Source organism: Mesorhizobium australafricanum (assembly GCF_033977265.1).
GTDB lineage: Bacteria > Pseudomonadota > Alphaproteobacteria > Rhizobiales > Rhizobiaceae > Mesorhizobium > Mesorhizobium australafricanum.
The window spans coordinates 406414-431447 of the sequence record NZ_JAVIIT010000003.1; the positions used below are offsets into that span (position 1 = coordinate 406414).

Below are 25034 nucleotides of genomic sequence, written 5' to 3' on the forward strand. Positions count from 1 at the left end.
GCCGATATGAAAAAGACCCTTCTTTCCGCACTTGGCCTTGCCGTCACGCTCGCTTTTGCGGTGCCGGCGCTCGGCACCACCGAAGCCAACGCCGCCGCGACCACGACGGCCGCGACCACCACGACCACGGCTCCGGCCGCGGCTACCGAGACGGCGAAGCCGGCCGCCAATGGCCCGCACAAGAAGAATAAGAAGCATCACCGTTATCACGCCAAGAAGCATCACGTGGCGAAGCACCACAAGCATCACGCCAAGAAGCATCACGTGAAGAAGCACCACGTGAAGAAGCATACCCACATGAAGTACGCCAAGAAGGCCGCATAAGACGCGCCGCCGGCTTTTTGCTTTTCAGCGATTGGCCAAAGATTTCATGACCGGATGGTCCCGGGCCGCTTCAACAGGGTTCGGGATCATCGCTTCCCGGAAACGCCGTCCTTCGGGGCGGCGTTTTTGTTTTCGGGCATCATGTCCGCTGACGCGGTCCTTCGGTTGCGGATCACGCCCTACTTCTTCTGCGGGTGGATCGTCTCGCCGCGCTTCAGCATCGCCACCAGATCGGCGATCTTCTTCCTGCGCCCCGCCTCGGTCTTCATGTTGTGGGTGCGGAAGGCGAGCGCGAAGCGGTTCTGGGCGGAGAGCTTTTCCAGCATCGCTTTCGCCTTGGGTTCAGCATCGATCGCGGCCTGCAGGTCGGGCGGGATGGTCATCTCCTTCGAGCCGCCATAGGCATGGTCCCAGCGGCCGTCCGCCTTGGCCGCGTCGACCTCGCGCAGGCCATGCCTGGTCATGCGACCCTCCTCGATCAGCCGCGCGACATTGTCGACGTTGATCTTGCTCCAGATGCTCTTCTTGCCGCGCGGCGTGTAGCGCTGCAGGAAGCTCCTGTCGTCGAACGACTTGCGCACCGCGTCGATCCAGCCGAAGCAAAGCACGACGTCGATCGCTTCCTTCGGCGTGATCGAGGCCAGCCCCGAGCCCACCTTGTGGACCTTGATCCAGACCTCGCTTTCGCCGGCGTGGTTGTCGGCCAACCAGGCATAGAAGCTGTCGGCATCGGGGAATTCCCGGACCTTGTCGGGATCGACCTTGATCGGGGCCATTGTCACCTCGCCTTCGTCGTCACCAGTGTGGATGATTCCACGGCGTTTGTAGCGACGGCTGGTGCCAGTTTCTGTCAGCAGGTGCCAAAGCCGCTTGACCCGGCGGATCTCTCATTTACGAGTTGAAGCGCCAACAAAAGCAAGTTCTCTTGTTTTCCCAATGGCTTGGGCAGATCCACACTTCTGTTGACTTCCACAGATCTGAAGTGCCAGAGGGAGCATGTCGATCGGTTGTTCCGGCTCGACCACAACTCTCGGCTCGACTCTCTCGAAGAGGCGTTCAAAGCGCTCGGCCATCCGCTGCGCTTTGACATGGAGTTCCACAAGGCCGCCTGACTTTCGCAACGAAGGGTCGGCGACCGCTGATCTGCCATCGGACCTTCCGATACCACTATCGGTTTCTTCCGTTTCCGCTCCGCGCGCCGGCCTGCCACATGACCGTCCATGCAAAGGAAAGGCATGGACATGGATAAGCAGAAAATCCTGATCGTCGGCGGCAGTTCCGGCATGGGGCTGGCGCTAGCCGGGCGCTGCCTCGAGGAAGGCGCGAGCGTCATCATCGCCGGGCGCGGCGAAGCGAAGTTGAGCGCGGCGCGCGACGGGCTTGGCCGCCCTGACGCGCTCAAAACGGCGGTGGTCGACATCAGCCGCGAGGATGAGGTCGCAGCGCTGTTTCAGCGCATCGGCAGGCTCGACCATATCGTCAGCACCGCCGCCGCGATCGAAGGCGCCTACCGGCTGTTACCGGAAATCGAGCTTTCGGCCGCGCAGCGGGTAGTGGAAAGCAAGTTCTACGGGCCGCTGCTGCTGGCCAAGCATGGCGCGCCGAAACTGCCGCCGAGCGGTTCGCTGACCTTCGTCTCCGGCATTGCCGCCTATCGACCGACGGCGCGCGGCTCGGTGGTCGCCGCGGTCAACGCGGCGCTGGAAGGGCTGGTGCGGGCTTTGGCCGTCGAGTTGGCGCCGATCCGCGTCAACGCCGTCTCGCCCGGCTGGGTCGACACGCCGATCTGGGCGTTCGTCGCGGGCGAGAAAAAGGACGAGACGCTTGCCGCGATGGCGAAACGCCTGCCGGCGGGACGAGTCGGACAGCCGCAGGATATCGCCGATGCAATTCGCTTCCTGATCGGCAACGGCTTTACGACGGGAGAGACGCTGCATGTCGAGGGCGGGCACCGGCTGGTCTGACCGGCGCGAAGGCCTCATTGGCAGCAGCAAGCAGCGCCTTCAACGCCGGTGGCTGGATGCGGCGGCGCCGCCAGGTCATCACCACGTCCGCAGAGCGGACCGGCCCGGGCCAGGCAAGCTCGGCCACCTCGCCGCGATCGATCGCGGCGGCGACCGCCAGCCGCGGCACCAGGCCAAAGCCGGCGCCGGCCGCCACCAGTCCGGCGATGGCGTCGATGCTGCCGGCTTCGGCGGCGAGGCTGGGTTTGTCGAGGCCTGCCTCGGCAAACGCCTCGTCGACCATGGCGCGGTAGACGCAGCCGGCCTCGGTGGCGACGAAATGCTTTTCGGCCAGCGTCGCCAGATCGACATCCGCCCGGTTGTCGCCGGGCGGGGCGATCAGCGCCAATGGTTCGACCGCGACAACGCGCCTGGCAAGGCGCCGGTCCGGCGCGCCGGCATCGAGATCAAGCTCAAGGGGCCGCGCGAAGCAGAAGGCGACGTCGATCTCGCCCTCACCCAGCCGGCGCAGCAACTCACCGCTGCCGGCGATCCTGAGCTTGATGTCTATGCCGGGGTGATCCGCGCGGAAATCGGCGAGCCATAGAGCCAGCCTTGCCGAGGCAATCGTCTCCAGCGCGCCGATCGCCAGGCTGCCCGCCGTCTCGGCCCTGCTGGCATCGACGGCGGCCCTCGCGTCATCGGCGAGCGCCAGCAGTTCCTCGGCATAGGGTTTCAGCGCCTCGCCCGCCAGCGTCAGATCGAGCCCCTCCCGCGAGCGGGTGAAGAGGCTGGCGCCCAGTTCGGCCTCCAGCACCTGGATCTGGTCGCTGACGCTCGACTGCGCGAGATTGACCTCCTGCGCCGCGCGGGTGACGTTGCGCGTTCGCACGACCGCCAGAAAGGTCTTCAGCAGCCTGGGATGCATCGGCGCTTCAAGGCTACTGCAGCTGCGGTTTCTTCAGGAAGGAATTGCGGTCGGCGGATTTGACGCGCAGCCAGGTCTCGCGGCCGTCGCGCACCACGCGCAGCGGAATCTCGGCGCCGGCCGGGTTCTGCCAGAGCTTGCGGTAGAAATCGGCCAGACCGTCAACTTCGCCGTCGCGCACATCGGAAATGATGTCGCCCTGGCGCAGGCCCGCCTCTGCCGCGGGACCGCCTTCGGCCACGCTCATCACCACCACCATGCCGTTCGACTCGGCCGAGAAGGCGCCGAGCCACGGACGCGGCGCCTTCGCCGCCTGGCCGCGCTTGATGAGATCGTCGAGGATCGGCCGCAAAAGATCGATCGGCACGACCATGTTGATGTCGGCCACCTCGCCGGCGCGGCTCATCTGCAGGCGCAGCGAGCCGACGCCGAGCAGCCTGCCGTCGCGATCGAACAGGCCCGCCCCGCCCCAGGACGGATGCGCGGGCGCAATGAAGATCGCCTCGTCGATCAGATATTCCCAGTAGCCGGCGAATTCCTGCTTGGTGACGATGTGGGCGTCGACCTGCTGGCCGATGCCGTCGGCGAGCGTCACGGCGTCGCCGATATTGGCCTTGCCGGCATTGCCGAGTTGGACTGCCGGCAGATTGAGCGGCGAAAGCGCCTGCACCAGGCCGAAACCGGTCTCCTGGTCATAGGCCAACGCGTGTGCCGCGACCACGCGGCCGTCCTGGTCGGTCAGCCACACTTCCTCGGCCTCGGTGATGAGATAGCCAATGGTGAGCACCAAGCCGTTGTCGCGGATCACCACGCCGCTGCCTTCGCGGCGCGTGCCCAGCGCATTGGCGGTGAAAGCGTCGTCCGGAACCGTGGCGCGCACGGCAACGACGGAGCGCGAAATTTTCTCGATGGTCATCGATCCATCCTGCATAGCGGGTGTTTTTCTATAAGTATGGCCAAAGGCGCGCGGTGCAAGGGCGGATTGCCCTTCTCCGCTTGGGGGAGAAGGTGTCGCCTAAGGCGACGGATGAGGGGGCTCCAGGGAACACCAGCGTCTCACTCCGCTGGAGCACCCCTCATCCGTCTCGGCGCTACGCGCCGATCCACCTTCTCCCGCAAGGGGAGGAGGCGAAGGCGCTGGCCCAAGCACTAGTTCAACAGAAATTGAACTTTTTTCTTTGACCTGCGCGCCGCCGTACCTAATTTTACCGGCAACCGGCCGTCGCCGCTGTTCACCCAACCCTGCAGGGCCCACAACGATGAACCAATACATCCCGCCGAAAGTCTGGACCTGGAACAAGCCGAATGGCGGTGAGTTCGCCTCGATCAACCGGCCGATCGCGGGTCCCACGCATGACAAGAAGCTGCCGGTCGGCAAGCATCCGCTGCAGCTTTATTCGCTGGCCACGCCCAACGGCCAGAAGGTGACGATCATGCTGGAGGAGCTTCTGGCGCTCGGCCACAAGGGCGCCGAATACGACGCCTGGCTGATCAAGATCGGCGACGGCGACCAGTTCGGCTCGGGCTTCGTCGAGGTCAACCCGAACTCGAAGATCCCGGCGCTGATGGACCGCAGCGAGCCGAAGCCGGTGCGCGTGTTCGAATCCGGCTCGATCCTTACCTATCTCGCCGAAAAATTCGGCGAATTCCTGCCCACCGAGCGCGCGGCGCGGGCAGAGACTTTCTCATGGCTGTTCTGGCAGATGGGTTCGGCGCCCTATCTCGGCGGCGGTTTCGGCCATTTCTACGCCTATGCGCCGGAAAAGATCGAATACGCCATCGATCGCTTCGCCATGGAGACCAAGCGGCAGATGGACGTGCTCGATCGCCGGCTGGCGGAGAGCGAATATCTCGCAGGACCGGACTACACGATCGCCGACATGGCGGTGTGGCCCTGGTATGGCGGTCTCGCCAAGGGCCGCAGCTACAACGACGCCGCGCGGTTCCTCTCGGTGCATGAATACAAGAACGTGCAGCGGTGGGCCGACGCGATCGACGCGAGGCCGGCGGTAAGCCGCGGACGCATGGTCAACCGCATGTCCGGCGATCCGGCCTTCCAGCTGCGTGAGCGCCACGACGCCAGCGATTTCGAGACGAAGACGCAGGATAAGCTGCAGGCGGCGGAGTGAGTTGCTGATCTCGCCCTTGTGGGTGAGATGGCCGGCAGGCCAGCGCCTCTCGCCCGCCTTCTAGTCCTCCGGCTCCGCTGACATTTCGTCATCCTCGGGCTTGACCCGAGGATCCATGCCGTGACGCGCGCCGAAGGGCGCAACGGAGCAGAATTATTAACCGTTTCAATGCCTTAGCGTCACGGCATGGATCCTAGGGTCTGCGCGCGTCGCTTCGCTCCTTGCTCCGCCCTAGGATGACGAAGGCGAACGTCGCTGGGAGATCAACTCCGCTACCTCCCATAGGTATACGTCACCGTCGCCTCGCCGAGCGCCGAGCTCTTGGCGGCGACGGAGACCATCTCGGGCAACGGGCTGGCCGGTATGCGCAGGGTCTTTTCGCTGAGCGCATAGAGCGTGAAGACATAGTGATGCTGGCCGCTGCCCGGCGGCGGGCACGGGCCGAAATAGCCGGCGCGACCGACGCCGCCCTCGCCCAGCACCGACCCCTTGGGCATGCGCTTGCCGCCCTGCGCGCCGGCGCCTTCGCGCAGCCCCTTGGCGCTCGCCGGGATGTTCCAGGCAAGCCAGTGCCAGAACCCCTTGCCGCCATTGGCGTCAGTGTCGAACATGGTCAGCGCGTAGCTTTTGGTGCCGGCCGGCGGATCCTTCCAGGCGAGCGCGATCGAGACGCTCTGTCCGCCGCAGCCGGCCTTGTCGCCGAGATATTTCGCATCCCATTTGCCGTCGGAGACCGACGGGCTGGAAATTTCGAAGGCCTGCGCCTGGGTGGCGAAGGCGACGAGGGCAAGCATGCCGAGGCGCAAACTCATCCTATCCTCCCTGAACAACGCAGCGTAGCGCAAAAGCTGCCCGAAAAAGGGCAGCCGACGTCCTGGCCTGCTCGGACAACGAAAAAGCCCCGCCGGTGAAGGCCGTCGGGGCTCTTTCGTTCGGACCATGAAGGCGGGACCCCACGGTCGGGTCGATCCAGGGGGTGTTGGATCGGCCGCGACACCAGCCGAGGGACCGGCCGCGCGGACAATCACGCCTGCGCACTACCAATCACGCCTGCGCGAGTGGGTGGTGACAGCCGGCAATGCAATTGCCGATCTCCCCCCGCAAGGGGGAGATTGGCGCTCAAGCGCCGCGCCCTACCCCCGCAGCAGCTTGGCCAGCCTCGGCACGCCCTCACCCACGGCGCGGTCGTTGGCGAGCGTGAACGACATGCGCAGCGTGTTGCGGCCGGTGCCGTCGGCGTGAAACGCGTTGCCCGGGACGAAGGCGACGCGCGCCTCCTTCACCGAACGCGCCAAAAGCTCGGTTGCGTCGGCGCCTTCCGGCAGCGTCAGCCAGACGAACATGCCGCCGTCCGGGCGGCTCCAGGAAATGCCGTCGGGCATGTCGGCTTCGAGCGCGCCGAGCAACGCGTCGCGGCGCTTGCGGTAGGCGCCGATCAGCTTTTCCACCTGGGCGTCGAAGATGGTTTCGGCGACGCGGTGCATGACCATCTGGTTGATCGACGGGCTGTGCAGGTCGGACGCCTGCTTCATCAGCACCAGCTTTTCCACGACATGGCGCGGCGCGCAGACCCAACCGACGCGCATGCCGGGCGACAGGATTTTCGAGAAGGACCCGCAATAGAGCGTGCGCGCCTTGTCGATGCCGCCGGAGCGGGCGCAGTCGAGCGCCAGGATCGGCGGCACGCCCTCGCCGTCATAACGCAGCGCCCGATAGGCGGCGTCCTCGATGACGGCGATGTCGAGCTCGCCGGCAAGGTCGAGCACCGCCTCGCGCTGCCTGGCGTCCAGCGTGTTGCCGGTCGGGTTGGCGAAGTCCGGCACCAGATAGGCGAACTTGACCCGGCCCCCGCCATTAGCAGCGGCAGCGGCGCGGTAAGCCTCCGGCGTCATGTTGCCGCCGGCGGTATTGAGCCGGTCATAGCGCGGCTCGTAGGCGTTGAAGGCCTGCAGCGCGCCGAGATAGGTCGGCCAGGTGACCAAAGCCGTGTCGCCCGGCGACAGGAACAGCTTGCCGAGATAATCCAGCGCCTGCTGCGAGCCGGAGGTGATGAAGATGTTGCCCTCGTCGCATTGAACGCCGAGCTTGCCCATCTGTCCGGCCAGCCATTTGCGCAGCGGCAGGAAACCCTCGCTGACCTGGTACTGCAGCGCAGCACCCGCCTCGGCGCCGCCGAGCACGGCCTGGTAGGCATCGCCGATGGCCTCAGCCGGAAACAGCGACGGGTCGGGAATGCCCCCGGCGAAGGAGATGATGTCCGGCTGGTCGAGCAGTTTCAACAGCTCGCGGATTTCCGAAGCCTTCATGCGCGAGGAGCGCGAGGCCAGAAGGTTCAACAGGGTCAAGGCGCGCCTCCCGAGCGGCAAATCGGCATTTAGGTCAACTTTACTGACCTATTATCAGGCTTTTTGGCAAAGTTGAATAGCCCAGCCGCGAAAACGCGCACAGGCCACGCCTGACATAGCTCCGATCGTGGGTGGCGGACCAGAAGGGGACCGCCACCCTGGCCAGCCGGCCCATTCAAATATTTTAGCGACTGCGAATGGAATTCCGTTGCGCGAAAGCGCGAGCGGATGCAACCTCATTCCAGAAGACCGGCCAAAAGAAGAATACCGGCCCGGAATTTGGGAGGGGGCAGTGACGCTCGAACTGATCGGCGCCGGGTTCGGCCGCACCGGCACATGGTCGACTTTCGCCGCGCTGAACAGGCTCGGCTTTCCGAGCTACCACATGCAGGAAGTCATCATCAACAAGGCCAACAAGGGTCATCTCGATTTCTGGCGCAAGGTGGCCAATAGCCCGCCCGGCATGCAGCAGGACTGGAACCGGGTCTTCGCCAATTACCGGGCGACCGTCGACAATCCGGGCTGCTGCGTGTGGCGTGAGCTGATGGCCGCCTATCCGGAAGCCAAGGTGCTTCTGACGCTGCATCCGCGCGGTGCCGAAGCCTGGTATGACAGCACCATCGACACGATCTACTTCACCGAGAATGTCTGGCAGTTCAGGGTGCTGGAATGGCTGACGCCGTTTGGCCGCAAGTTCGGCGACATGTCGCGCAAGCTGGTCTGGGGCAGAACGTTGAAGGGCGTGATGAACGACCGCGACAAGGCGGTGGCGCGCTACAATTCCTATATCGACGAGGTGAAGGCGGCGGTGCCGCCCGAGAAGCTGCTTGTGTTCAAGGTCAGCGACGGCTGGGCGCCGCTCTGCGATTTCCTCGGCGTCCCGCTGCCCAACGAGCCCTTCCCCAACCTCAACGACCGCGCCAGCATCAAGAAGATCATCAACGGCATGATCATGGGGTCCTATCTGATGCTGGCCGGCGTGGCGGCCGCGATCGTGCTGGCGCTCGGCGGACTATGGTGGTGGCTGGGGTAACGGCAGCCACTCGCGACGGTCGATAAATCGGCAAGGCTCCGGTGCTCCGGCGCGTGGCGGGATTGTCGTCATATTAGAATAGGCGCATATTGTAGTAACCCGAAGCCATGCTCCGGCTGAACCGCCCGCTTGCCGTATTGCCCAGGCGGTCCGCAGACCAGGTCAAATGTCAGAGAAAGCCAGCCGATCCGCGCTGCTCAAGCAGCCGGCGGTCGTGATATCTGGAGGAGGATCCCATGAAGGTTACCATACTGGCGACTTACGAACCCCATGCCGCCAAAGGACTGATGCAAGGATCGAACCGGGAAGCCGCAATCAAGGCGCTCTTTGAAAGTGTGGGCGGCAAGATGAGCAGCCTGATGTTTACGCGCGGCATCTATGACGTCATCGTCAATGGCGAGGTGCCGGATCAGATTGCCGGGATGGGCATGACGCTCGCGGTGCGGGCAAGTGGTTCGGTGAGCGACCTCGTCGTTCTCGAAGAGCTCGACATGAAGTCAGTGATCGCGGCCGCCAACAAGGCCGCCGGCGCCTACAAACCTGCCGGCTGACAGGAGGACGCCATGACCGCCTACAACGTAGTCCGCTTTCGCACCAAGCCAGGCAAGGAAAAGGCCTTCGTCGAGGCACATGAGAAGATCTCGCTGAACGCCAAGGGCTTTCGCAAGGGCGCCCTTATCAAGATCGGCGAGCGCACATTCTGCATGGTCGGCGAATGGAGCGACATGGACAGTCTCGCCGCGGCGCGCCCGATGATGATCGGCGTTCTCGACACGTTTCGCGAGATGCTTGAAGATCTCGGCGGCGATCTCGGCGTGACGGATCCGGTGTCTGGAACAGTCGTTGCGGAAATAGGCTGAAGGCGCTGCCGTTTGGCGCTGGCCGGGCCGCCTTGCGCGCCCGGCCAGCGCCGTTGGCATGAAGCTCCGCGACATGCCGCCCGCGCTGGTGCGGCGCCTCCGCCTTCGCCTCAGAACGGCAACCGGATCTCGTCGTCCTGAGGGGCCTGCGGCCAGCCGATGTCCTTGCGGATCTCCGGCGGCAGCTGGTTGAGCTCGCGCGTCGTGCGGCGGCGCTTGCTGGCCTGCGCGAAGGCAGCGCGGATTCGGTTGAGACTTTTGAACATGGAAACCCCCTTAAATCGGCGGCGGAAAACCGGTGCCGCTTCTTCCCGACGCCGCTTTTGCGATGCGTCTGTAACCGGTGGATTGCGCGCGAACGGTGAAATGCTTCACGAAGCCGGAGCGACTTGAAACATATGCATGCAAACTATTTTATGGGATTTACAGGCGCGTGGCGGCGATCCCGCCGCCGTTTCAACGTGCCGCCCAGTTGCCTTTCAGCCCGGTCGGCCCGGCCTCCCTCACGATGACCTCGCGGTGCGGATAGGGGATGCCTATGCCGTTCTTTTTGAACGTATCCCACAGCGCCAGCAGCACCTTGCCGCGCACATTGGTCAAGCCCTGCTGCGGATCGCGTATCCAGAAGCGCAGGACGAAGTTGAGCGAGGAGTCGCCGAACCCCGTCAGCCAGCAGACCGGCCGCCGGTCGGCTTCGACCCGGCCGACGCTGATTGCAGCCTCTATCGCCAGGTCGCTGACTTTATGCGGGTCGGCGTCGTAGGAGACGCCAAAGTCCACGTCGAGCCGCACGAGATTGTCGCTGAACGACCAGTTGATGACCCTTTGGGTGATGAAGTCCTCGTTCGGGATGAGATATTCGCGGCCGTCGCGCGTGATTACCGAGACGAAGCGCCCCCGCAATTCACGTATCCAGCCGAATGTGCCTTCGAGCGAGATGGTGTCGCCCGGTTTGATCGACTTGTCGAGCAGGATGATTATGCCGGAGACGAAGTTCGAAACGACCTTTTGCAGCCCGAAGGCGAGGCCAACGCCGATCGCGCCGGAGAAAACCGTCAGCGCCGTCAGGTCGACGCCGACGGCGGAGAGCACGACAGCGCCGGCAACCAGCACGAGGCCGATCTTTGCCACCTTGCCCACGAGGACGCGGATCGAGGGTGTCAAATCCTCCGAGATGCGGACGCGCTCGTCAACGTAGTTGCCGATGACCACCGCAAGCCAGACCGTGGCGACCAGCAGCACCGCCGCCTTGAGCAGCATCAGAGCCGAAAATCGGATCGCACCCAAGGGGATCGCCAGGCTGTCCAGGAAGGCCGCGGTCTCGTCACTGATGCCCAGGATGACAAGCGCCGCATAGATCCAGATCAGCCAGCCGAGCAGACGAGCGGCGAGGCGATTGTGGAGGACGCGCGACAGCACCGACGCGACAAGCCAGGCAAGCGACAGGGAAAGCACAACATGGAGGAGGTACAGGTGGCTTGGCCACACGAAAGCGCGCATGAAATTGAGCGCGGCAAGCAGGAACACGGCGAAGAGGATCCACTCGGTCCGCCGTAACAAGGCGATCACGACCCGCAGCAGTCCGGGGTGCCCCTTGATCTGGCGAGCCCAGTCCTCGATGAGCGGCTCGACGCTCCGGCCCGCGAGCCTTGCCGCGACGAACAGCGCGAGGATAATGGCGAGCTGATAGAGGAGCCACGGCGTGGCGGCATAGTCGAGCCATCCGCTGGACCAGACCAGCGCTCGGCTCATGGCGTCGCGAACATCCATTGCCACACGCCCATCATGAACGGGCTAAAGAACTTGAACCCGCTTCTCCACGGCCCGTTTCAAGGCCACGCATTTATGGCGATCCGGCGGCTATGCGCCGCCCGAGCCGGCGCGTCGGCGTTTGTCCGACGAACCCTTGCGTTGATCCTCTGCGTCGATCTCGTCCATCGCCTGTTCCCAAAAGCGCAAGTCGGCGCCCTCGGGTTTTCCTTCCTTTTCCCAAAGCTCATAGGCACGCTGGCGGATACGGTCTTCCCTGCTCTGGTCAGCCATGGAAATCTCCCGATCTCTGTTCCACCAGAAGGAACGTCGGCGTCGGCGAAACGATCCATGCGAAGGCCCGGCGGTGGCCAATTTTCTCGGCGCGACCCCGCCTCACCCGATCATTGCGCCATCCCTGGCAATGGCGGTGCCCGCCCGATAGACCGTGCGTTCCTTCGGCACCGCCACCACCGCTTCCGGAACATGCTCGGCTTTGAGCGCCACAAAGTCGGCCTTGGCGCCTACCGCAATGCCGTAGCCTTCCAAGCCCAGCGCCTTCGCGCCGGCATGGCTCACCACGTCATAGGCGGCTTCCAGCTCCCGATCCTCGTAGAAGCCGGAGCGGTAGCCGATCATGTTGGCGCGGTTCAGCATGTCGCCATCGCCATAGGGCCACCAGGAATCGCGGATGTTGTCGGAGCCGGCGAAGACGGTGACGCCCGCCTTGCGCAGCGCCGCCACCGGCGGGAAAGGATGATCGCCGGGCGCATTGGTCATGATGGCGACGCCGGCGGCGGCGATCCTCTCGCCAGCCCTGGCCAGCGCGTCGGCGGAAATGTCGCCCAGCGCGTAGGCGTGGCTGACGGCGACTTTTCCCCGCATACCCAATGCCGTCGTTCGGGCGACTATCTCCTCGATCTCGAACAGGCCGAGCGTGCCGCCGTCATGCAGGTGGATGTCGACGCCGACGCCGCGCTTTTCGGCAAGGCCGAAGACCACATCAAGGTGCCCGTTCACGTCGCGGTCGAAGCTCGCCGGGTCGAGTCCGCCGATAAGATCGCAGCCGAGCTTCAGCGCTTCGTCGAGCAGCTCCGCGGTGCCGGGCGAGGACAGGATGCCGCTTTGCGGAAAGGCGACGAGCTGGATGTCGATCAGATCGCGATACTTTTCTCGTACGGCCAGGATCGTCTCGACATGCTTCAGCCCGACCGCGGTATCGACCATGACATGGCTGCGCATGGCGAGGCTGCCATGGCCGACGCAGAGCTCGAGCTGGCTTTTCGCGCGCTCTTCCATCGGCGCGGCCCGCTCGAGGTTGCGCATCTGGAAAACGACGCGCTCGCGCACATCAAAACCGTTGGTGCAGGGAATATGCGGACGCCAGGCATCGCCATAGAAGGAGGTATCGAGATGGATATGGCCCTCGACGAAGGCCGGCAGCACGAGCTCGCCGGCGAGGTCGACGGCGCCGGCCGGCGGCGTGGCGGCATTGGCGGCCGGAGCGACGGCACTGAAGCGGCCGCCGGCGACGGCGAGGTCAGCGACCGTGCCGTCGGCAAGTCTGGCGTTGAGAAAATGAGTCTGGTTCACGATGCAATCCGTTGAAAAGGAAAGCGTCAGTCGTTGCCGGTCGAGCGGACGAGGTCAATGCGGCAAGGGATAGAAAGTGTTTCGCCTTTCCCTTCTCCCCTTGTGGGGGAAGGTGGATCGGCGCGCAGCGCCTAGACGGATGAGGGGTGTTGGAAGGAATGAGGCGCCAGTGAATCCGTGCGGTCACATCTGGGCAAGCGGTGTTGCCAAGCTGGAACACCCCTCATCCGACCGAGCTTCGCTCGGCCACCTTCTCCAGCAAGGGGAGAAGGAAAGAGCCCGCAATATACCGTTTTCGCGGAAGTTTCAGCGGGCGGCAAATATGCCATGATGAAGTCTGCGGTATGAGGCCGCCGTGGTCGACGCGGACGCCCAAGCACATCCCCAACAATGCGCCCCCAACGGACGCGTCGACCATGAACGGAAATGCCAACGGCGACCTTGGCCTAGGGTTGCCGTTTTTATCCCTGCGCCCCGGCGTATTCGGCGACCAGCGGCTCATATTCCTCGAAGGCAGGCAGCGCCGCGTAGCTGTGCACGGCCGATGTCGCCGCCCAAGGCAATTTCTCAGCCGTCCAGGTCTCGATGAAGGGCGTGAACCAGGCATGGTCGTCGAGCATGGTCGGGCGCAGATTGACGAACCAGTCGATCCCTTCCGGCCGCGTGAATATCCAGGTCATGCAATAGCCGCAGAAATAATGTTTCGAGGCGCCATGCAGGCCGCCGATCACCGGCTCGCCGCTGGTCACCTCGAAACCTTCCGAAGGGATCGCCGCGCTCAGTGAATAGGCGCTGGACGACATCCGCTGGCAGCCGGTGCAATGGCAGGCCGTGGTGAGCAAGGGTCTTGCCGAAATCTTCAGGCGCACGCGGCCGCAGCCGCAGCCACCTTCGGAGGGAAGAGTAAGGGTGGGCAAAGACGGGCTCCTTGGGTTGGGTTATCCCTTCTCCCGTTCTTGTGGCAGAAGGTGTCGCCGAAGGCGACGGATGAGGGGGGCTCCAGGGAATGCCAGCGTCTCACGCCGCTGGAACACCCCTCATCCGTCTCGGCGCGACGCGCCGATCCACCTTCTCCCACAAGGGGAGAAGGAGAAGCGCTCAGCCTCCGGCCAGCTCCGCCGTCGTCGCCATCCGCACGCCCTGCCCCGCGAATGCCTCGTTGTGGCGGGCGATGATGTCGGGCGCCTTTTCCTTCAGCGAATCCAGCGTCGAATGCGCGTCGGAGACCACGGTGACGCCGAGGCCTTCGGCAAAGGCGCCCTTCACTGTGGCGGCGACGCAGAAATCGGTCTGGGCGCCGATGAGCACGACGTCGCCAGCGCCCTGCCCCGCCACCCATTCGGCCAGGTCGGGGTTGGAGAAGGCATTACCGACCTTCTTGCCGAAGGTCGGCTCGTCAGCGGCCTGGCCGAGCGGCGGCCATACCGGCCAGCCGGAAGCGCCCGGCGCCAGCGGATCGCCCTCCGGCCCGTCATGGCGCACGAAGGCCACCTTGCGGCCGGAATGCCGCGCCCAGTCGATCAGCCTGCGCGCGCGTTCGGCGATGGCGTCGGCGTCATGGATCGGCGGATCGAAGCGGCCGTCGAACATGCCGGTCTGTAGGTCGATGACGATAAGCGGCGCGGCGGGGGATGGGGCAGTGTCTGGCATGGCGGCGAAGATAGCGTGGGTGCGGAGTGGGTCAAGAACGAGGTACAACCGGCAAACGATCGACGAATGAAGATTAACAATCAGGAGTTGAAATACGAACGAGATGCAACTATGATTACCGGGCAAGGGGTGAAGATGATGGAACAACACACCGTGTTCCTGATTGGAGCAGGCACAGTCGGCGATGACGAGCAGGCCGTTTTTACGCTGCATGATGCGGGGGGCAAAATGCCGGCTCACCTGCAGTTATCGGGACAAGGTTATCCAGGCTGAAGAGGACGACTATTTCGAAGCGCTGTTCCAGATTCGCCTGCGTCTTGAATTGGATGGGTTGCTGCCTTTCTGCTACGGCGCCAGCGGGAGAGTCTACCCGGAAGGAACGGTGATCGAGATGAGCCGGGGACTAATCGCCTGTAAAATGAAGATGGGGCAGCAGCCGAAAGAGACCGATCTGGTCAACATCTTTGCCGACGGCCACGATGTTGCGCCTGCCTTTCCACGAATGCAACAGGAATGCTGGGACGCCTGGCTCGCCTCATTGCCTTCCTGACGAGAAGCATCGATGCAGCAACTCACGGAAATATTACATATGGCTGCCGCTGATCCTGATTGGCCTTTTGACGATCCGCAAAACGTGGCCGTTTTCACGGTACACCAAATAATCAGGGGCGAGCACATTGTAGATTACGTTGCTCACGATGACGACGATGGCGCTTGGCAGTTTTTGAACCGAGCTGTCGATTTCAAGATGGCCGACGCCATGCTTGTCGGCCTGTCTGAGATGGTGAAATTCGATAGCTCGCTTCGTGAACTCTGGGACCTTCCTTATGGCTGGTGCGCTTGGAGGGAAGGCAAGGGCCAACCGTGGCACCGCGCTAGGAAAGAATCCGAGGAGGAATGATGGCTGGCAGGCGTCAGGCCCAGAGTTCGTCATCAACTCTGAGGAATGGCGGCGTCTCTGAGCCTAGCGTTTAGGGTGACGACGATCTTTCGCATGACCGCGGCGATGGCCACCATTGGCTTTTTGCCGTTGGCGCGAAGGCGTTTGTAGAAGGCTGCGAACTCGCCCCTTCCGGCGGCGGCGTGCAACGCGGGCATGTAGAGCATGCTCCTGATCTCTGGTCGTCCGCCACGGATTTTGCGGTAGCCGTGTTTTTGGCCGCTGTCGTTTGGATGAGGCGCGAGCCCTGCAAGGGCTGCAGCCTTTCGGCGTGTCATGGTGCCCAGTTCAGGCAGGAGGGCGAGCAGCTTGGCCGCCACGATCGGGCCGAGACTGTCCATAGCCGTGCAGACGGCTGCCCGGTGCTTGAGGGTGGTGCTGTTGGCGATCAGCTCGCGCATCTGGGCATCGACAATTTGGATCTGACGCTCGACGACTTTGATTATGGCCTTGAAGGAGGCGACGAGGTGGAGCCTGCCTGGTGCTTTGGCGCGGTTCTTCTCCGCGACTTTCATGGTGATGAGTTCCTGGCGGCGGCGCACCAAGTCGCGCAAGGACACCTCGTCGGCGTCCGGAGCCTGCCAAAGGGTCAGCTTCTCCCAGCGGTCACGGCCATAGGCGCGAAGCATGCCGGCATCGATGGCGTCGCTCTTGCCGTGGGTGCCGAAGGAGCGGATGAAGCTCTTGACCTTGAGCGTGTCGGCACGATGGCAGGCGATGCCGGCGCGCAGGCACTCCTCAAGCAGCAAGCCTTCATGACCGCCGGTCGGCTCGCACACGACAAGGTCTATGTGTTTGTAGCTCTTGAGGAAGGCGCGGATCACCTTGCGCTGATTGGCGATGGTGCGGGTGGTGGTGCCGTCGCAGACGGTGACGGTGTCCTTGGCGATGTCGAAGCCGAGGCACATTTGCGGTTGTTGGTGCAGGAAGGCCATGCTGGTGGTATCCTTAAAAGGCTTCGGATTGTTTGCGGGCGTGGCGCGAGCCAGCGGCCAATCAACTCTCCAAGCGATGGCGGACAAAGACGGCAGGGACCATGATGACGTCGGGTGCTACCCGATCCCAGGGACGGTCGCCTGCCGCCGGGACTGCCGGCTGTGATGGGCCGCAGTCCCGGCCGCCAAACTACCCGATCCTTCTCAAACAATCCTAGGGCGGAGCAAGGAGCGAAGCGACGCGAGCAGACCCTGGCATCCATACCGTGACGCTAAGGCGTTGTAACGTTTACAGAATTTCGCACCGCCGCACCCTAGGCTTAAGGTTACGGCATGGATCCTCGGGTCAAGCCCGAGGATGACGAACGCAAGTGGCGTCGCTCTCCAGCCCCTCACGACATCAGCGGCATCGGGCCCTTCAGCGCCTGCGCCAGCGCGTCACGAAAAACCGCGATCGGGCGCGCCAGCCTTCCGGCCGGCGGACGATGGAGCAGCCAGCAGCGCACCTGCGGCTTGAAGCCCGGGCAGTCGACCACCTCGACGGCGTCGCGCCACTGGCTGCCCGACAGCGCGCCCGGCGTGACGACGCCGATGCCGTGGCCGCGCGCCACCAGCGACATCCTGAGATCGGCGCCCTGCGCCTCGACGCCGACATGGAAGGGCAGCCGCGCCACCTCGAAACGATGGCGGATGAAGGCGCGGAAGCCACAGCCGGTTTCGTTGAGCACCCATGGGTAGCGCGCAAGGTCGTTGAGCTCGGCCGGCTTCGGCACGCCGAGGCCGGGCGCGGCCACCAGGAGCACCGCCTGCACGCCGAGATCGTCGCCGACGAGTTCCGGCGGCGGCGCGACACCCTCGGCGAGGCAAACGGCGACCGCGTCGATCTAGCTGCGCAGCACCTGCTCGACCAGGCGCGGCGACAGGCTGGAGGTGATCTTCAGCGTCAGTTGCGGGAAGGCCGCGCGCAAGCTGTCGAGCGGCCCGGACAGCGCGCTGGTCGAGAGATAAGGCATGATGCCGAGGCGGAACTCGCCCCTCACCTCGCCGGCAGGCGAGACGCCCGCCTTCAGATCCTCCAGCGAGCGCAGCACGCGGCGGCCATACTCATAGGCCTCGCGGCCCGATGCAGTGGGTTTGAGCGGCTTCGACTGGCGGTCGAGCAAGGGCGTCGCCAGCCGCTCCTCGAGATTCTGCACCCGGCGCGTCACGCCGGGCTGGGTGAGATTGAGCCTGGCCGACGCGCCGACGATGGAGCCGGTTTCGACCACGGCGACGAAGGCCTCGAGGTCATGAATATTCATGCGTAGCTCGCATAATCATTATCAGATCATTTCAATTGTAGCATTATGATCGTTCCGAATAAAGTCCTCGCGGAATATGCGGACAGCGAGGCTACAATGAACGGAACAGACAATGCCCGGATCGTGACGGCCGACTTCGCCGGACGGCCGCCGCATACCGGCGGCGGCGCTATTACCCGGTCCCAGACGCTGCTGTTCGCCGCCTCGGTCGGCATTATCATCACCAACCTTTTCGCGCCGCAGACGCTGGTCGGGCTGATCGGCCCGTCGCTCGGCGTTGCGGCATCGGAAAGCGGCCTGGTCTCGATGGCCACGCTGCTCGGCTATGCCGCCGGGCTGTTCTTCCTGGTGCCGCTTTCCGACCTCATCGAGAACCGTGTGCTGGTGCTGCGCATGCTGTGCGCCGCCGTGCTCGCCGCGGCGGTCGCCTCATTCGCGCCGTCCGCCGCCTCGCTGCTTGCCGTCCTGTTCGTGCTGGGCGCCGCTTGTTCCTGCATCCAGGTGTTGGTGCCGGTCGCGGCCTCGATGGCGCCGCCGGGACAGGACGGACGCGTCATCGGCGACGTGATGAGCGGGCTGATGATCGGCATCCTGTTGTCGCGTCCGATCGCGAGCCTCGTCGCCGACGCCTTCGGCTGGCGCGCCTTCTACGGCATCAGCGCCGCGGCACTGGCGCTGCTCGCCATCCTGCTCGGCCTCACCCTGCCGAGACGGCGACCGCTGGCGCATGCGAGCTATGCGGGGCTCATCGCCTCGCTGGTCGGACTTCTGGGCCAGGAGCCGGTGTTGCGCCGCCGCGCCTTCACGGCGAGCCTGGTGATGGCGGCCTTCAGCGTGTTCTGGACGGCCGTGGCGCTGCGCCTCTCGGCTCCGCCCTTCGATCTCGGCCAGAAAGGCATCGCGCTGTTCGCGCTGGTCGGCGCCGGGGGTGCCGCGGTGACGCCGATCTTCGGCCGCGCCGGCGACCGCGGTTTTACGCGCCCGGCAACGATCCTCTGCCATCTCGCGCTGGTCGTGGCGCTCGGCCTCGCCGCGTGGGCGGGTGCTGCCAAGCCCGACGGAGCATGGCTGCCGCTTGTCCTCATGGGCGTCAGCGCCGTGCTGCTCGATGTCGGCGTCACCGGCGACCAGACGCTGGGCCGCCGCGCCGTCAACTTGCTGCAGCCGAAGGCGCGCGGCCGCATCAACGGGCTGTTCGTCGGCATCTTCTTCATCGGCGGCGCGGTCGGCTCGCTGCTGGCCGGCATTGCCTGGGCCTGGGGCGGCTGGAATGCGGTGTGCGCGGCAGGGGCCGCGTTCGGGTTCACAGCCCTGGTGGTCGACATGGTGGGCCGCCCGGAATAACCGGCGCCCTCAGGCATTCCTCGGATCGGCCACGCATTGCGGGATCGCGCGGGTGGCGGCGATCAGCCTGCCGCGCATTTCCGAAGGCCGGCGCAAATTCTGCCAGTAGGCGCCGATGCCCTTCATTTCATTGCCCGTATCGCCGCCGAGCGCGCCGTCGGCGCCGACCAGCATCGTCACGACCTTGACGCCGCAGGCAAGGTTGCGGTCGGGGTCGGTGATGTCGACCTCCGACTTGAAGCCGCAATGGTATCTCTGCTCGTCCGACAGCGACAATTGCAGCAGGCCGATCGAATACTGATCCTGGTCCGCTTCCCAATAGGCGGCCGCGCTGTTGTTGACGGATTCCGCGCTGACCAGGTCGGCGAGCAGCGTGCGCCAGAACACGGCACGGCCGCTGCGGTCCTGGCGCAGATAGCCCGGGCAGAAAACCCCTATATCGGAAGGCTCGAGACCGCTCAGCGGCTTTTCGGCATCGATCAGGTATGCCAGCTTGCGCGTCACCGTCTTGTGGTCGACCATCTTTGCCACCGCGCCCTGCCCCGCAAGGCAGTTTTTCGCGAAGGCCTGCGCCTCCGGCTGGGTAGTGTGCCCGTGGGATTTCCATTGCGCGGTGCAGGACTTCTCGGATGCGACAACGGGCGCCGCCGCCGGTGGGGCAACTGGTGAGGCAGCCGCCAGTTTGTCAGGCTTGGACGCGGCGGCTTTCGGCTTGGCAGCCTGCGGCACGGCGCTTTCGATGACCTTGGGGTTGGCGCAGCCCTCCACCAGCAGGGCAAGTCCCATCAATGCCACGACCGCGCGGATCAGCTTGAACCGAAGTCCAGCCAAAAAACGGACTGACCCGCCAACGTGCAATGACCCCTCCCGAGCAGTAGACAGGTACAGACCAGCCCGGCCTCGTATGGTCACTCTGCCAGATCGGCCGTGGCCTGTCACCCGATCCCGCCGGTGATTATGAAGGTTCCCTTACAGCGCCCATCGGGCAACCGCGCGATGGCCGTGACGATCGAGCCGTAGGCGCCGCGCCAGACGCTGTGGAAGCCCTGGTGCGTCGAGGCCGGCACGACCACCCGGCCGGTGTATCGGTTACCGCTCGCTTGCATCAGGACGGGCTCGCCATTGACGTGAAGCTTGACGGCGGCCGGCTCGCCCGCGCCGACTTCCAGCACGATCGCGATCTCGTCGGTGTCGCCGAAATGCGTTGTCTGTCCGGTGAGCGCCAGCGTGAGCGGCGCGTCTCCTGCCGCAGCACTCTTGCCCTCGAACACATCATCGGCCAGCGCCGGCGTGCGCGGCGGGACGGTGCGGCGTTGCGTGGCGCGTTCGTAGTCGCCGGCAATCGTCAGCAGCGCCACGTCTTCGTAAGCCTTGCCGGCGAAGGTAAGGCCAACCGGCATGCCGATATCGGCCATGGTGCCCATCGGCACCGTCACCGTCGGGATGCCGAGGTGGCGCCAGACGAGATTGCCGTTGGCGACCCAGGTGCCGTTGCGCCAGGCAAGCGCGGCCGAGGCCTCGTTGATGTCGGCATCGGCCGGGCCGACGTCGGCGACCGCGGGCAGCACCACGGCATCGAGGCGGTTGGCATCGAGCCAGTCCTCGAAATCGACGCGGCGCGTGGCCTCGAGGCCCTTCAGTCCCGCCTCTATGGTCGGAATATCCGCGAGCGGCGTCACGCCCTTCCTTGCCCGCTCGACATATTGCGCCAGATCGAAATCGGCGTCCCCATAACGGTCGGGCAGCGTGCCCGGCGGCTGCGGGAAGATTTTCGGGCCGTCGACCGACGCGAGGTCGGGGATAGCGGGATCGGCATTGGCGCGCAGGAAATCGTCCCACGACCAGATGGACAGGTCCCAGATCTCGCGCCCGGCGAATTCCTGCGGCACCAGCCCGCGGTCGACCATCGACAGCGCGCCGGGACGGTCGCGCTCGTAGTTGGAGACGACAGGGAAATCGACCTCGACCACCTCGGCGCCGAGCGCTTCGAGGTCGCGCGCCGCCTGCCGCCACAGCTCCAGCACCGAAGCGCGCGTCGCGATCGGGCGGTCCGCGCCTTCATCCTTGCCGATATACATTTTCGGCACGCCGAGGCGTTTTCCCTTCAGCGCGCCCTGCACGGCAAGCGCCGTATAGCTCGCCGGCCGCAGCGCCAAGGCTTTCGGGATATCCACCCAGGGCTGCACGCGCCAGAAATCCCCGCGTGTCTCGTCATCGTCGGCGACGATGATTTCGAGCAGCTCCAGCATGTCGGGAACGGTGCGTGTATGCGGCACCACCACATCCATGGTCGGCACCAGCGGCCAGTTGCCACGCGCCGAGATGACGCCGCGCGAGGGCGTGTATGCGACCAGCGCATTGTTGGAGGCCGGCGCGCGCCCGGACGACCAGGTTTCTTCGCCCAACCCGAAGGCGGCGAAGGACGCGGCGGTCGCCGTGCCCGAACCGTTGGATGAGCCGGAGGCGAAGGCGGCAGTGAGGAAATCCTTGTTGTACGGACTCTCGGCACGGCCGTAGACGCCGCGCTGCATGCCGCCATTGGCCATCGGCGGCATGTTGGTAAGGCCGATCAGCACCGCGCCCGCGGCGCGCAACCGGGCGATGGTGAAGGCGTCGTCGTTTGCCGTCAGATGCTCGAAGGCCGGCGAGCCGGCGGCGACCGTCAGGCCCTTCGCCTTATAGCTATCCTTGGCGGTGTAGGGGATGCCGTCGAGCGGCCCGACGACCCTGCCCTCGCGACGGCGACGGTCGGAGGCCTCGGCCTCCTCGAACATGTTCGGATTGAGGATGGGCACGGCGTTGAGCGCGATGCCGTGGCGGTCGTAGTGGGCGATGCGCCTGAGATACGCGGCGGTGAGCTCGACGCTGGTGACGGTGCCGTCTGCCAGCGCGCGGCGCAGGTCGGCGATCGAGGCTTCGACGAGGTGAAGGCTGGGCATGATTCGTCCTTGCGCTCGTGATCGGTTGCATCGACCCAAGGCCGCGTTCCGTCACACCCCCCTCTGCCCTGCCGGGCATCTCCCCCGCAAGGGGGGAGATTGATGTCGCAATCGCTTCGCCAAATCGCCAGCGTTGCAGGGACGGCGGCGAGGCCGAAACTGCCGACTCCCCCTTGCGGGGAGATGCCCGGCAGGCCAGAGGGGTGCTGTCCCGCCCGCCTATCCGTGAACAAATCGCCGCCGTCGTCCTGTTCCGGCGCGCCAGCAAAGCACGGCCTGCTCAGCCGTTTGCTTGACAGAAACCGCTTATATGAGATTATCCGCCAATGTTTTACGAGGGCAATCACATGAAGAAGACTTACGAAAAGCCGGTTTTCGTTCGCAAGGGCAAGCTTTCGACGGTTGTGGCGGGTGTTTCCCTTGCCAACGGCGCCATCTGATAGGGCTACCCAAAATTGATCTCTCAAAAATCTCCGCCACGGCGGGGATTGTCTTGTGATTCAGCTCTTGGGCTTTGACCAAGATTCCTGACGGTTATCTGGCCAGCCGCTGTGTCGGCCGCTCCGGCGACATCAGAGCGCCACCACCAGATCGTCGAGCACGGCCTGCCAATGGCGCATCGTGGAGATACGCACCCGCGTCGCCGCCTTCAGCATCGGCGCATAGTGGACCGGCGCCAGCGCCGACAGCACGATCTCATTCCTGGCGATCAGGTCTTCCCCCAGCCAGCTTTCGACCAGCGCGACCTCGCCTTCCGACGTAAGCCAGGCCGCGGTCAGCATCACCGAATGGAAACCGAAAGGCGCGGCGCGGCCGAACTCGGCCGGATGGCCGCTGCTGGTATAGGCGATGTAGGCGCCCGACACATTGCCGTTGACATAGCCCTCGCTGTTTGCGGTGTGGTCATGCGCCATGGCATTGAGATTGCGCCAGTCGAGCCCGGCATGGCCTGACGGCACCTTGCACAGGCCGCGCGGGGTTATGTCGTCGAAGCCGATGGCCTTGAGCGCCGCGTCGGGCGCGAGCGCGCCGGGCGAAAGCAGGCCGAGATCGACCGGATAGGCCGACAGCCTGAGTCGCCGGTCGAGCCCGGAGCCGGCGATGGCGATTTCATCGGCATCGATGCCCAGCGGAAAGCGGAAGGCCGCGTCCGCAGGCAAGGCGCGGCTTTCGAGCAACTGGCCCTTGCCCATGACCGACAGAGTGGCCCCCGTCCCCGCCGGCGTGCTGCCGCTCACCGTCCGCCGCGGCGCCAGACCGACCGGCTTCGGCAGGCCCTCGCCGGCGAGGCCAACCATGGAGCCCGGCGCTTCCAGCATGCGCACCGGCTGATCCTCGTTGGCGCTGCTGGCGCGCCAGCCGGGCGGCACCGAGACCGCGAAACGATAGACCCCAGGCCGCTGGATCGCCGCGCTGCGCCGTTTCGACGACATCGGGAAATTGGCGAAGCCGGCGGCGTTGCTGCGCGCCGAGGCAAGGAAAGTACCGCGCTCGTCATAGAGCCGCACCACGATGCCGGCCATCGGCCGGTCGGCCTCGCCATAGGTGCCGTCGCCGTCGGCATCCAGGTAGACGAAAGACGAGAAGTTGAGCTTGCCGGATGTCGGGCCCCACTTGGCGCGGGGCGCATAGTCGCCGGCCGGATTCGGGTTGCCGCGCGCCTTGCGGCGCTTCCGGCGCCGACGGAGCGCGATCGCGATGAGGGCGATGGCGCCGGCAAGGACGAAGGTGGAGATGAGAACGACGAGGGCAATGTCAGCCATGGCGGGGAGGCGATGGCTGGAGACATGCGTTCAAGATCACGGGCATGATGTTGTAACCCCCTTGAATATATTTCAACCTAGCCTGCGTCATCTTTCCTGCACAGCTGCAGTTGGCGAGAAGCGGGCGATGGCGGCGGGACAGCACCCCCCTCTGTCCTACCGGACATCTCCCCCGCAAGGGGGGAGATCAGATGTCGCCATCGCTGCCGCCAATCGCCGACGTTGCAGGATGAGCGCGGCGCCGAGGCGCTTAATCTCCCCCCTTGCGGGGGAGATGTCCGGCAGGACAGAGGGGGGTGGGCGGGAACTCGGTCAAGCCGATTGAGGTGCTTAAGACACGCCGCGCCCCTCCTCACCCCAATTCCACCCAGACCGGCGCGTGGTCGCTGGGGTTTTCCCCTCCCCGCACCTCGCGGTCGATGCCCGCCGCTTTCAGTTTTCGCGCCAGCTTCTTCGACAGCAATATGTGGTCGAGCCGCAATCCCGCGTCGCGCGGCCAGCGGTTCCGGCGGTAGTCCCAGAAGGTGTAAAGCTTCTCCTCGTTGGGAAAAACCTTGCGCAGCGCGTCGGTCCAGCCCTGCCCGATCAGCGCGGCGAAGGCGGCGCGGCTTTGCGGTTGCACCAGCGCGTTGTCGTCATAGGAGCGGGTCTCATAGATGTCGCGCGGTTCGGGCACGATGTTGAAGTCGCCGGCGAGCACGACAGGCAGGCCTGTGTCGAGGAGCTGGCCTGCATGCGCGGCGAAGCGCTCGTGCCAGGCGAGCTTGTAGTCGAATTTCGGCCCCGGTTGCGGGTTGCCGTTCGGCGCGTAGAGGCAGGCGATGACGACGCCGTCGACCGCCGCCTCGATGTAGCGCGCCTGGCGGTCGGCATCGTCGCCGGGCAGCGCATCCCTGGTCAGGACGGGTTCGGCGCCGCGAGCCAGTATGGCGACGCCGTTCCAGGTAGGCTCGCCCTTCCACACCGCGCCATAGCCCGCGTTCGCAAGCCTGGTCAGCGGAAACTGCGTGTCGCGGGACTTCAGCTCCTGCAGGCAGACGACGTCGGGCTTGGCGCGGGCGAGCCAGGCCAGCAGGTTTTCCAGCCGGCTGTTGATGTTGTTGATGTTGAAGGTGGCGAGCTTCATTTGCCGAAGACACGCCTCGCTTCGTCATCCTCGCGCTTGACCCGAGGATCCATGCCGTGACGGCCGCCGTGGAAAGCGGCGGAGCAGAATTCTGAACCGGAGCAGCGCTTTAGCGTCACGGCATGGATCCTA

The 25034-nt window shown here is 65.0% G+C and carries 26 protein-coding genes and 1 pseudogene; 10 read left to right on the top strand and 17 right to left on the bottom strand.

Annotated features, from left to right (window positions below; all coding sequences use genetic code 11):
- The first annotated feature begins 6 nt into the window (after positions 1-6).
- The gene (locus RFM98_RS08920) at positions 7-324 is read left to right on the top strand and encodes a hypothetical protein (protein ID WP_320308513.1); all 318 of its coding nucleotides are present in this window, start codon (positions 7-9) and stop codon (positions 322-324) included.
- A 179-nt stretch (positions 325-503) separates the two neighbouring features.
- Here the strand turns inward: RFM98_RS08920 and RFM98_RS08925 are convergent, their stop codons facing one another.
- Entirely contained in the window at positions 504-1100 is a 597-nt protein-coding gene (locus RFM98_RS08925; protein WP_320308514.1) for a YdeI/OmpD-associated family protein, read from the bottom strand.
- Between the two features lie 459 nt (positions 1101-1559).
- On the opposite strand from RFM98_RS08925, the gene RFM98_RS08930 reads away from it, so the two are divergent.
- Positions 1560-2288, top strand: coding sequence for an SDR family oxidoreductase (locus tag RFM98_RS08930; RefSeq protein ID WP_320308515.1), 729 nt, complete (start codon positions 1560-1562; stop codon positions 2286-2288).
- On the opposite strand, the gene RFM98_RS08935 is transcribed toward RFM98_RS08930, so the two are convergent.
- On the bottom strand, positions 2239-3195 hold the full coding sequence (locus tag RFM98_RS08935; protein WP_320308516.1) for a LysR family transcriptional regulator: 957 nt from the start codon (positions 3193-3195) through the stop codon (positions 2239-2241). The two genes, RFM98_RS08930 and RFM98_RS08935, sit on opposite strands and share 50 nt — an antisense overlap.
- A 13-nt stretch (positions 3196-3208) precedes the next feature.
- On the bottom strand, positions 3209-4111 hold the full coding sequence (locus tag RFM98_RS08940; protein WP_320308517.1) for a S1C family serine protease: 903 nt from the start codon (positions 4109-4111) through the stop codon (positions 3209-3211).
- A 343-nt stretch (positions 4112-4454) separates the two neighbouring features.
- Here RFM98_RS08940 and yghU point away from each other — a divergent pair, with 343 nt between their 5' ends.
- The gene (yghU, locus tag RFM98_RS08945) at positions 4455-5324 is read left to right on the top strand and encodes a glutathione-dependent disulfide-bond oxidoreductase (protein ID WP_320308518.1); all 870 of its coding nucleotides are present in this window, start codon (positions 4455-4457) and stop codon (positions 5322-5324) included.
- Positions 5325-5596: 272 nt separating this feature from the next.
- Here yghU and RFM98_RS08950 read toward each other — a convergent pair whose 3' ends face one another.
- Together RFM98_RS08950 and RFM98_RS08955 are read right to left on the bottom strand one after the other, a co-directional pair.
- Positions 5597-6136, bottom strand: coding sequence for a YbhB/YbcL family Raf kinase inhibitor-like protein (locus tag RFM98_RS08950; protein WP_320308519.1), 540 nt, complete (start codon positions 6134-6136; stop codon positions 5597-5599).
- Positions 6137-6457: 321 nt separating this feature from the next.
- Entirely contained in the window at positions 6458-7630 is a 1173-nt protein-coding gene (locus tag RFM98_RS08955) for an aminotransferase-like domain-containing protein (protein ID WP_320308587.1), read from the bottom strand.
- A 331-nt stretch (positions 7631-7961) separates the two neighbouring features.
- Here RFM98_RS08955 and RFM98_RS08960 point away from each other — a divergent pair, with 331 nt between their 5' ends.
- The 3 genes from RFM98_RS08960 to RFM98_RS08970 all read left to right on the top strand — a co-directional run bounded on the left by RFM98_RS08960 (position 7962) and on the right by RFM98_RS08970 (position 9562).
- A complete protein-coding gene (locus RFM98_RS08960; protein ID WP_320308520.1) occupies positions 7962-8702 on the top strand; it encodes a sulfotransferase family protein in 741 nt (246 codons plus the stop codon).
- Positions 8703-8938: 236 nt separating this feature from the next.
- Positions 8939-9253 carry a GYD domain-containing protein gene (locus RFM98_RS08965; RefSeq protein WP_320234324.1) on the top strand — a complete coding sequence of 105 codons (315 nt, stop codon included), beginning with the start codon at positions 8939-8941 and terminating at the stop codon, positions 9251-9253.
- Positions 9254-9265: 12 nt separating this feature from the next.
- Positions 9266-9562, top strand: coding sequence for an NIPSNAP family protein (locus RFM98_RS08970; RefSeq protein WP_320308521.1), 297 nt, complete (start codon positions 9266-9268; stop codon positions 9560-9562).
- A gap of 110 nt (positions 9563-9672) precedes the next feature.
- Here the strand turns inward: RFM98_RS08970 and RFM98_RS08975 are convergent, their stop codons facing one another.
- From RFM98_RS08975 to RFM98_RS09000, 6 genes are all read right to left on the bottom strand, one after another.
- A complete protein-coding gene (locus RFM98_RS08975; protein WP_320308522.1) occupies positions 9673-9828 on the bottom strand; it encodes a DUF1127 domain-containing protein in 156 nt (51 codons plus the stop codon).
- Between the two features lie 190 nt (positions 9829-10018).
- A complete protein-coding gene (locus RFM98_RS08980; protein WP_320308523.1) occupies positions 10019-11332 on the bottom strand; it encodes a mechanosensitive ion channel family protein in 1314 nt (437 codons plus the stop codon).
- A 90-nt stretch (positions 11333-11422) separates the two neighbouring features.
- Positions 11423-11605 (bottom strand): DUF2934 domain-containing protein, encoded by a 183-nt coding sequence (locus RFM98_RS08985; RefSeq protein WP_320216258.1) that lies wholly within the window; start codon positions 11603-11605, stop codon positions 11423-11425.
- Positions 11606-11707: 102 nt separating this feature from the next.
- On the bottom strand, positions 11708-12904 hold the full coding sequence (locus RFM98_RS08990) for an amidohydrolase family protein (protein WP_320308524.1): 1197 nt from the start codon (positions 12902-12904) through the stop codon (positions 11708-11710).
- Positions 12905-13365: 461 nt separating this feature from the next.
- Positions 13366-13821, bottom strand: a complete 456-nt coding sequence (locus RFM98_RS08995; protein WP_320308525.1) for a GFA family protein — start codon at positions 13819-13821, stop codon at positions 13366-13368.
- Between the two features lie 181 nt (positions 13822-14002).
- Complete coding sequence (locus RFM98_RS09000; RefSeq protein ID WP_320308526.1) at positions 14003-14554, bottom strand: isochorismatase family protein; 552 nt, start codon at positions 14552-14554, stop codon at positions 14003-14005.
- Between the two features lie 184 nt (positions 14555-14738).
- Here RFM98_RS09000 and RFM98_RS09005 point away from each other — a divergent pair, with 184 nt between their 5' ends.
- Positions 14739-15104: a hypothetical protein gene (locus RFM98_RS09005; RefSeq protein ID WP_320308527.1), complete on the top strand. Its 366-nt coding sequence runs from the start codon at positions 14739-14741 to the stop codon at positions 15102-15104.
- 12 nt (positions 15105-15116) lie between these two features.
- Positions 15117-15455, top strand: coding sequence for a hypothetical protein (locus tag RFM98_RS09010; protein ID WP_320308528.1), 339 nt, complete (start codon positions 15117-15119; stop codon positions 15453-15455).
- Positions 15456-15487: 32 nt separating this feature from the next.
- On the opposite strand, the gene RFM98_RS09015 is transcribed toward RFM98_RS09010, so the two are convergent.
- The gene (locus RFM98_RS09015; RefSeq protein WP_320308529.1) at positions 15488-16516 is read right to left on the bottom strand and encodes an IS110 family RNA-guided transposase; all 1029 of its coding nucleotides are present in this window, start codon (positions 16514-16516) and stop codon (positions 15488-15490) included.
- A 305-nt stretch (positions 16517-16821) separates the two neighbouring features.
- Positions 16822-17730: pseudogene (locus RFM98_RS09020) on the bottom strand (LysR family transcriptional regulator).
- A gap of 96 nt (positions 17731-17826) precedes the next feature.
- On the opposite strand from RFM98_RS09020, the gene RFM98_RS09025 reads away from it, so the two are divergent.
- Positions 17827-19074 (top strand): MFS transporter, encoded by a 1248-nt coding sequence (locus RFM98_RS09025; protein WP_320308530.1) that lies wholly within the window; start codon positions 17827-17829, stop codon positions 19072-19074.
- Between the two features lie 9 nt (positions 19075-19083).
- On the opposite strand, the gene RFM98_RS09030 is transcribed toward RFM98_RS09025, so the two are convergent.
- Both RFM98_RS09030 and RFM98_RS09035 read right to left on the bottom strand, forming a co-directional pair.
- Positions 19084-19905 carry a hypothetical protein gene (locus RFM98_RS09030; protein ID WP_320308531.1) on the bottom strand — a complete coding sequence of 274 codons (822 nt, stop codon included), beginning with the start codon at positions 19903-19905 and terminating at the stop codon, positions 19084-19086.
- A 104-nt stretch (positions 19906-20009) separates the two neighbouring features.
- Complete coding sequence (locus RFM98_RS09035) at positions 20010-22013, bottom strand: amidase (protein WP_320308532.1); 2004 nt, start codon at positions 22011-22013, stop codon at positions 20010-20012.
- Positions 22014-22360: 347 nt separating this feature from the next.
- Here RFM98_RS09035 and RFM98_RS09040 point away from each other — a divergent pair, with 347 nt between their 5' ends.
- Positions 22361-22453 (top strand): putative RiPP precursor, encoded by a 93-nt coding sequence (locus RFM98_RS09040; RefSeq protein WP_320308533.1) that lies wholly within the window; start codon positions 22361-22363, stop codon positions 22451-22453.
- A gap of 132 nt (positions 22454-22585) precedes the next feature.
- Here RFM98_RS09040 and RFM98_RS09045 read toward each other — a convergent pair whose 3' ends face one another.
- Both RFM98_RS09045 and xth read right to left on the bottom strand, forming a co-directional pair.
- A complete protein-coding gene (locus RFM98_RS09045) occupies positions 22586-23776 on the bottom strand; it encodes a hypothetical protein (protein WP_320308534.1) in 1191 nt (396 codons plus the stop codon).
- Between the two features lie 352 nt (positions 23777-24128).
- Positions 24129-24902 carry an exodeoxyribonuclease III gene (xth, locus tag RFM98_RS09050; protein WP_320308535.1) on the bottom strand — a complete coding sequence of 258 codons (774 nt, stop codon included), beginning with the start codon at positions 24900-24902 and terminating at the stop codon, positions 24129-24131.
- Between the last annotated feature and the right edge of the window lie 132 nt (positions 24903-25034).

What these genes read in the sequence shown, in the direction of transcription:
- RFM98_RS08985 (WP_320216258.1), bottom strand. Translation starts at nt 11,605, where the DNA reads ATGGCTGACCAGAGCAGGGAAGACCGTATCCGCCAGCGTGCCTATGAG.
- RFM98_RS08950 (WP_320308519.1), bottom strand. Translation starts at nt 6,136, where the DNA reads ATGAGTTTGCGCCTCGGCATGCTTGCCCTCGTCGCCTTCGCCACCCAG.
- RFM98_RS09045 (WP_320308534.1), bottom strand. Translation starts at nt 23,776, where the DNA reads ATGGCTGACATTGCCCTCGTCGTTCTCATCTCCACCTTCGTCCTTGCC.
- RFM98_RS09035 (WP_320308532.1), bottom strand. Translation starts at nt 22,013, where the DNA reads ATGCCCAGCCTTCACCTCGTCGAAGCCTCGATCGCCGACCTGCGCCGC.
- RFM98_RS08980 (WP_320308523.1), bottom strand. Translation starts at nt 11,332, where the DNA reads ATGGATGTTCGCGACGCCATGAGCCGAGCGCTGGTCTGGTCCAGCGGA.
- RFM98_RS09025 (WP_320308530.1), top strand. Translation starts at nt 17,827, where the DNA reads ATGAACGGAACAGACAATGCCCGGATCGTGACGGCCGACTTCGCCGGA.
- RFM98_RS08935 (WP_320308516.1), bottom strand. Translation starts at nt 3,195, where the DNA reads ATGCATCCCAGGCTGCTGAAGACCTTTCTGGCGGTCGTGCGAACGCGC.
- RFM98_RS09000 (WP_320308526.1), bottom strand. Translation starts at nt 14,554, where the DNA reads ATGCCAGACACTGCCCCATCCCCCGCCGCGCCGCTTATCGTCATCGAC.
- yghU (WP_320308518.1), top strand. Translation starts at nt 4,455, where the DNA reads ATGAACCAATACATCCCGCCGAAAGTCTGGACCTGGAACAAGCCGAAT.
- RFM98_RS09010 (WP_320308528.1), top strand. Translation starts at nt 15,117, where the DNA reads ATGCAGCAACTCACGGAAATATTACATATGGCTGCCGCTGATCCTGAT.
- RFM98_RS09005 (WP_320308527.1), top strand. Translation starts at nt 14,739, where the DNA reads ATGACGAGCAGGCCGTTTTTACGCTGCATGATGCGGGGGGCAAAATGC.
- RFM98_RS08940 (WP_320308517.1), bottom strand. Translation starts at nt 4,111, where the DNA reads ATGACCATCGAGAAAATTTCGCGCTCCGTCGTTGCCGTGCGCGCCACG.
- RFM98_RS08930 (WP_320308515.1), top strand. Translation starts at nt 1,560, where the DNA reads ATGGACATGGATAAGCAGAAAATCCTGATCGTCGGCGGCAGTTCCGGC.
- RFM98_RS08955 (WP_320308587.1), bottom strand. Translation starts at nt 7,630, where the DNA reads ATGAAGGCTTCGGAAATCCGCGAGCTGTTGAAACTGCTCGACCAGCCG.
- RFM98_RS08975 (WP_320308522.1), bottom strand. Translation starts at nt 9,828, where the DNA reads ATGTTCAAAAGTCTCAACCGAATCCGCGCTGCCTTCGCGCAGGCCAGC.
- xth (WP_320308535.1), bottom strand. Translation starts at nt 24,902, where the DNA reads ATGAAGCTCGCCACCTTCAACATCAACAACATCAACAGCCGGCTGGAA.
- RFM98_RS08970 (WP_320308521.1), top strand. Translation starts at nt 9,266, where the DNA reads ATGACCGCCTACAACGTAGTCCGCTTTCGCACCAAGCCAGGCAAGGAA.
- RFM98_RS08925 (WP_320308514.1), bottom strand. Translation starts at nt 1,100, where the DNA reads ATGGCCCCGATCAAGGTCGATCCCGACAAGGTCCGGGAATTCCCCGAT.
- RFM98_RS08920 (WP_320308513.1), top strand. Translation starts at nt 7, where the DNA reads ATGAAAAAGACCCTTCTTTCCGCACTTGGCCTTGCCGTCACGCTCGCT.
- RFM98_RS09040 (WP_320308533.1), top strand. Translation starts at nt 22,361, where the DNA reads ATGAAGAAGACTTACGAAAAGCCGGTTTTCGTTCGCAAGGGCAAGCTT.
- RFM98_RS08965 (WP_320234324.1), top strand. Translation starts at nt 8,939, where the DNA reads ATGAAGGTTACCATACTGGCGACTTACGAACCCCATGCCGCCAAAGGA.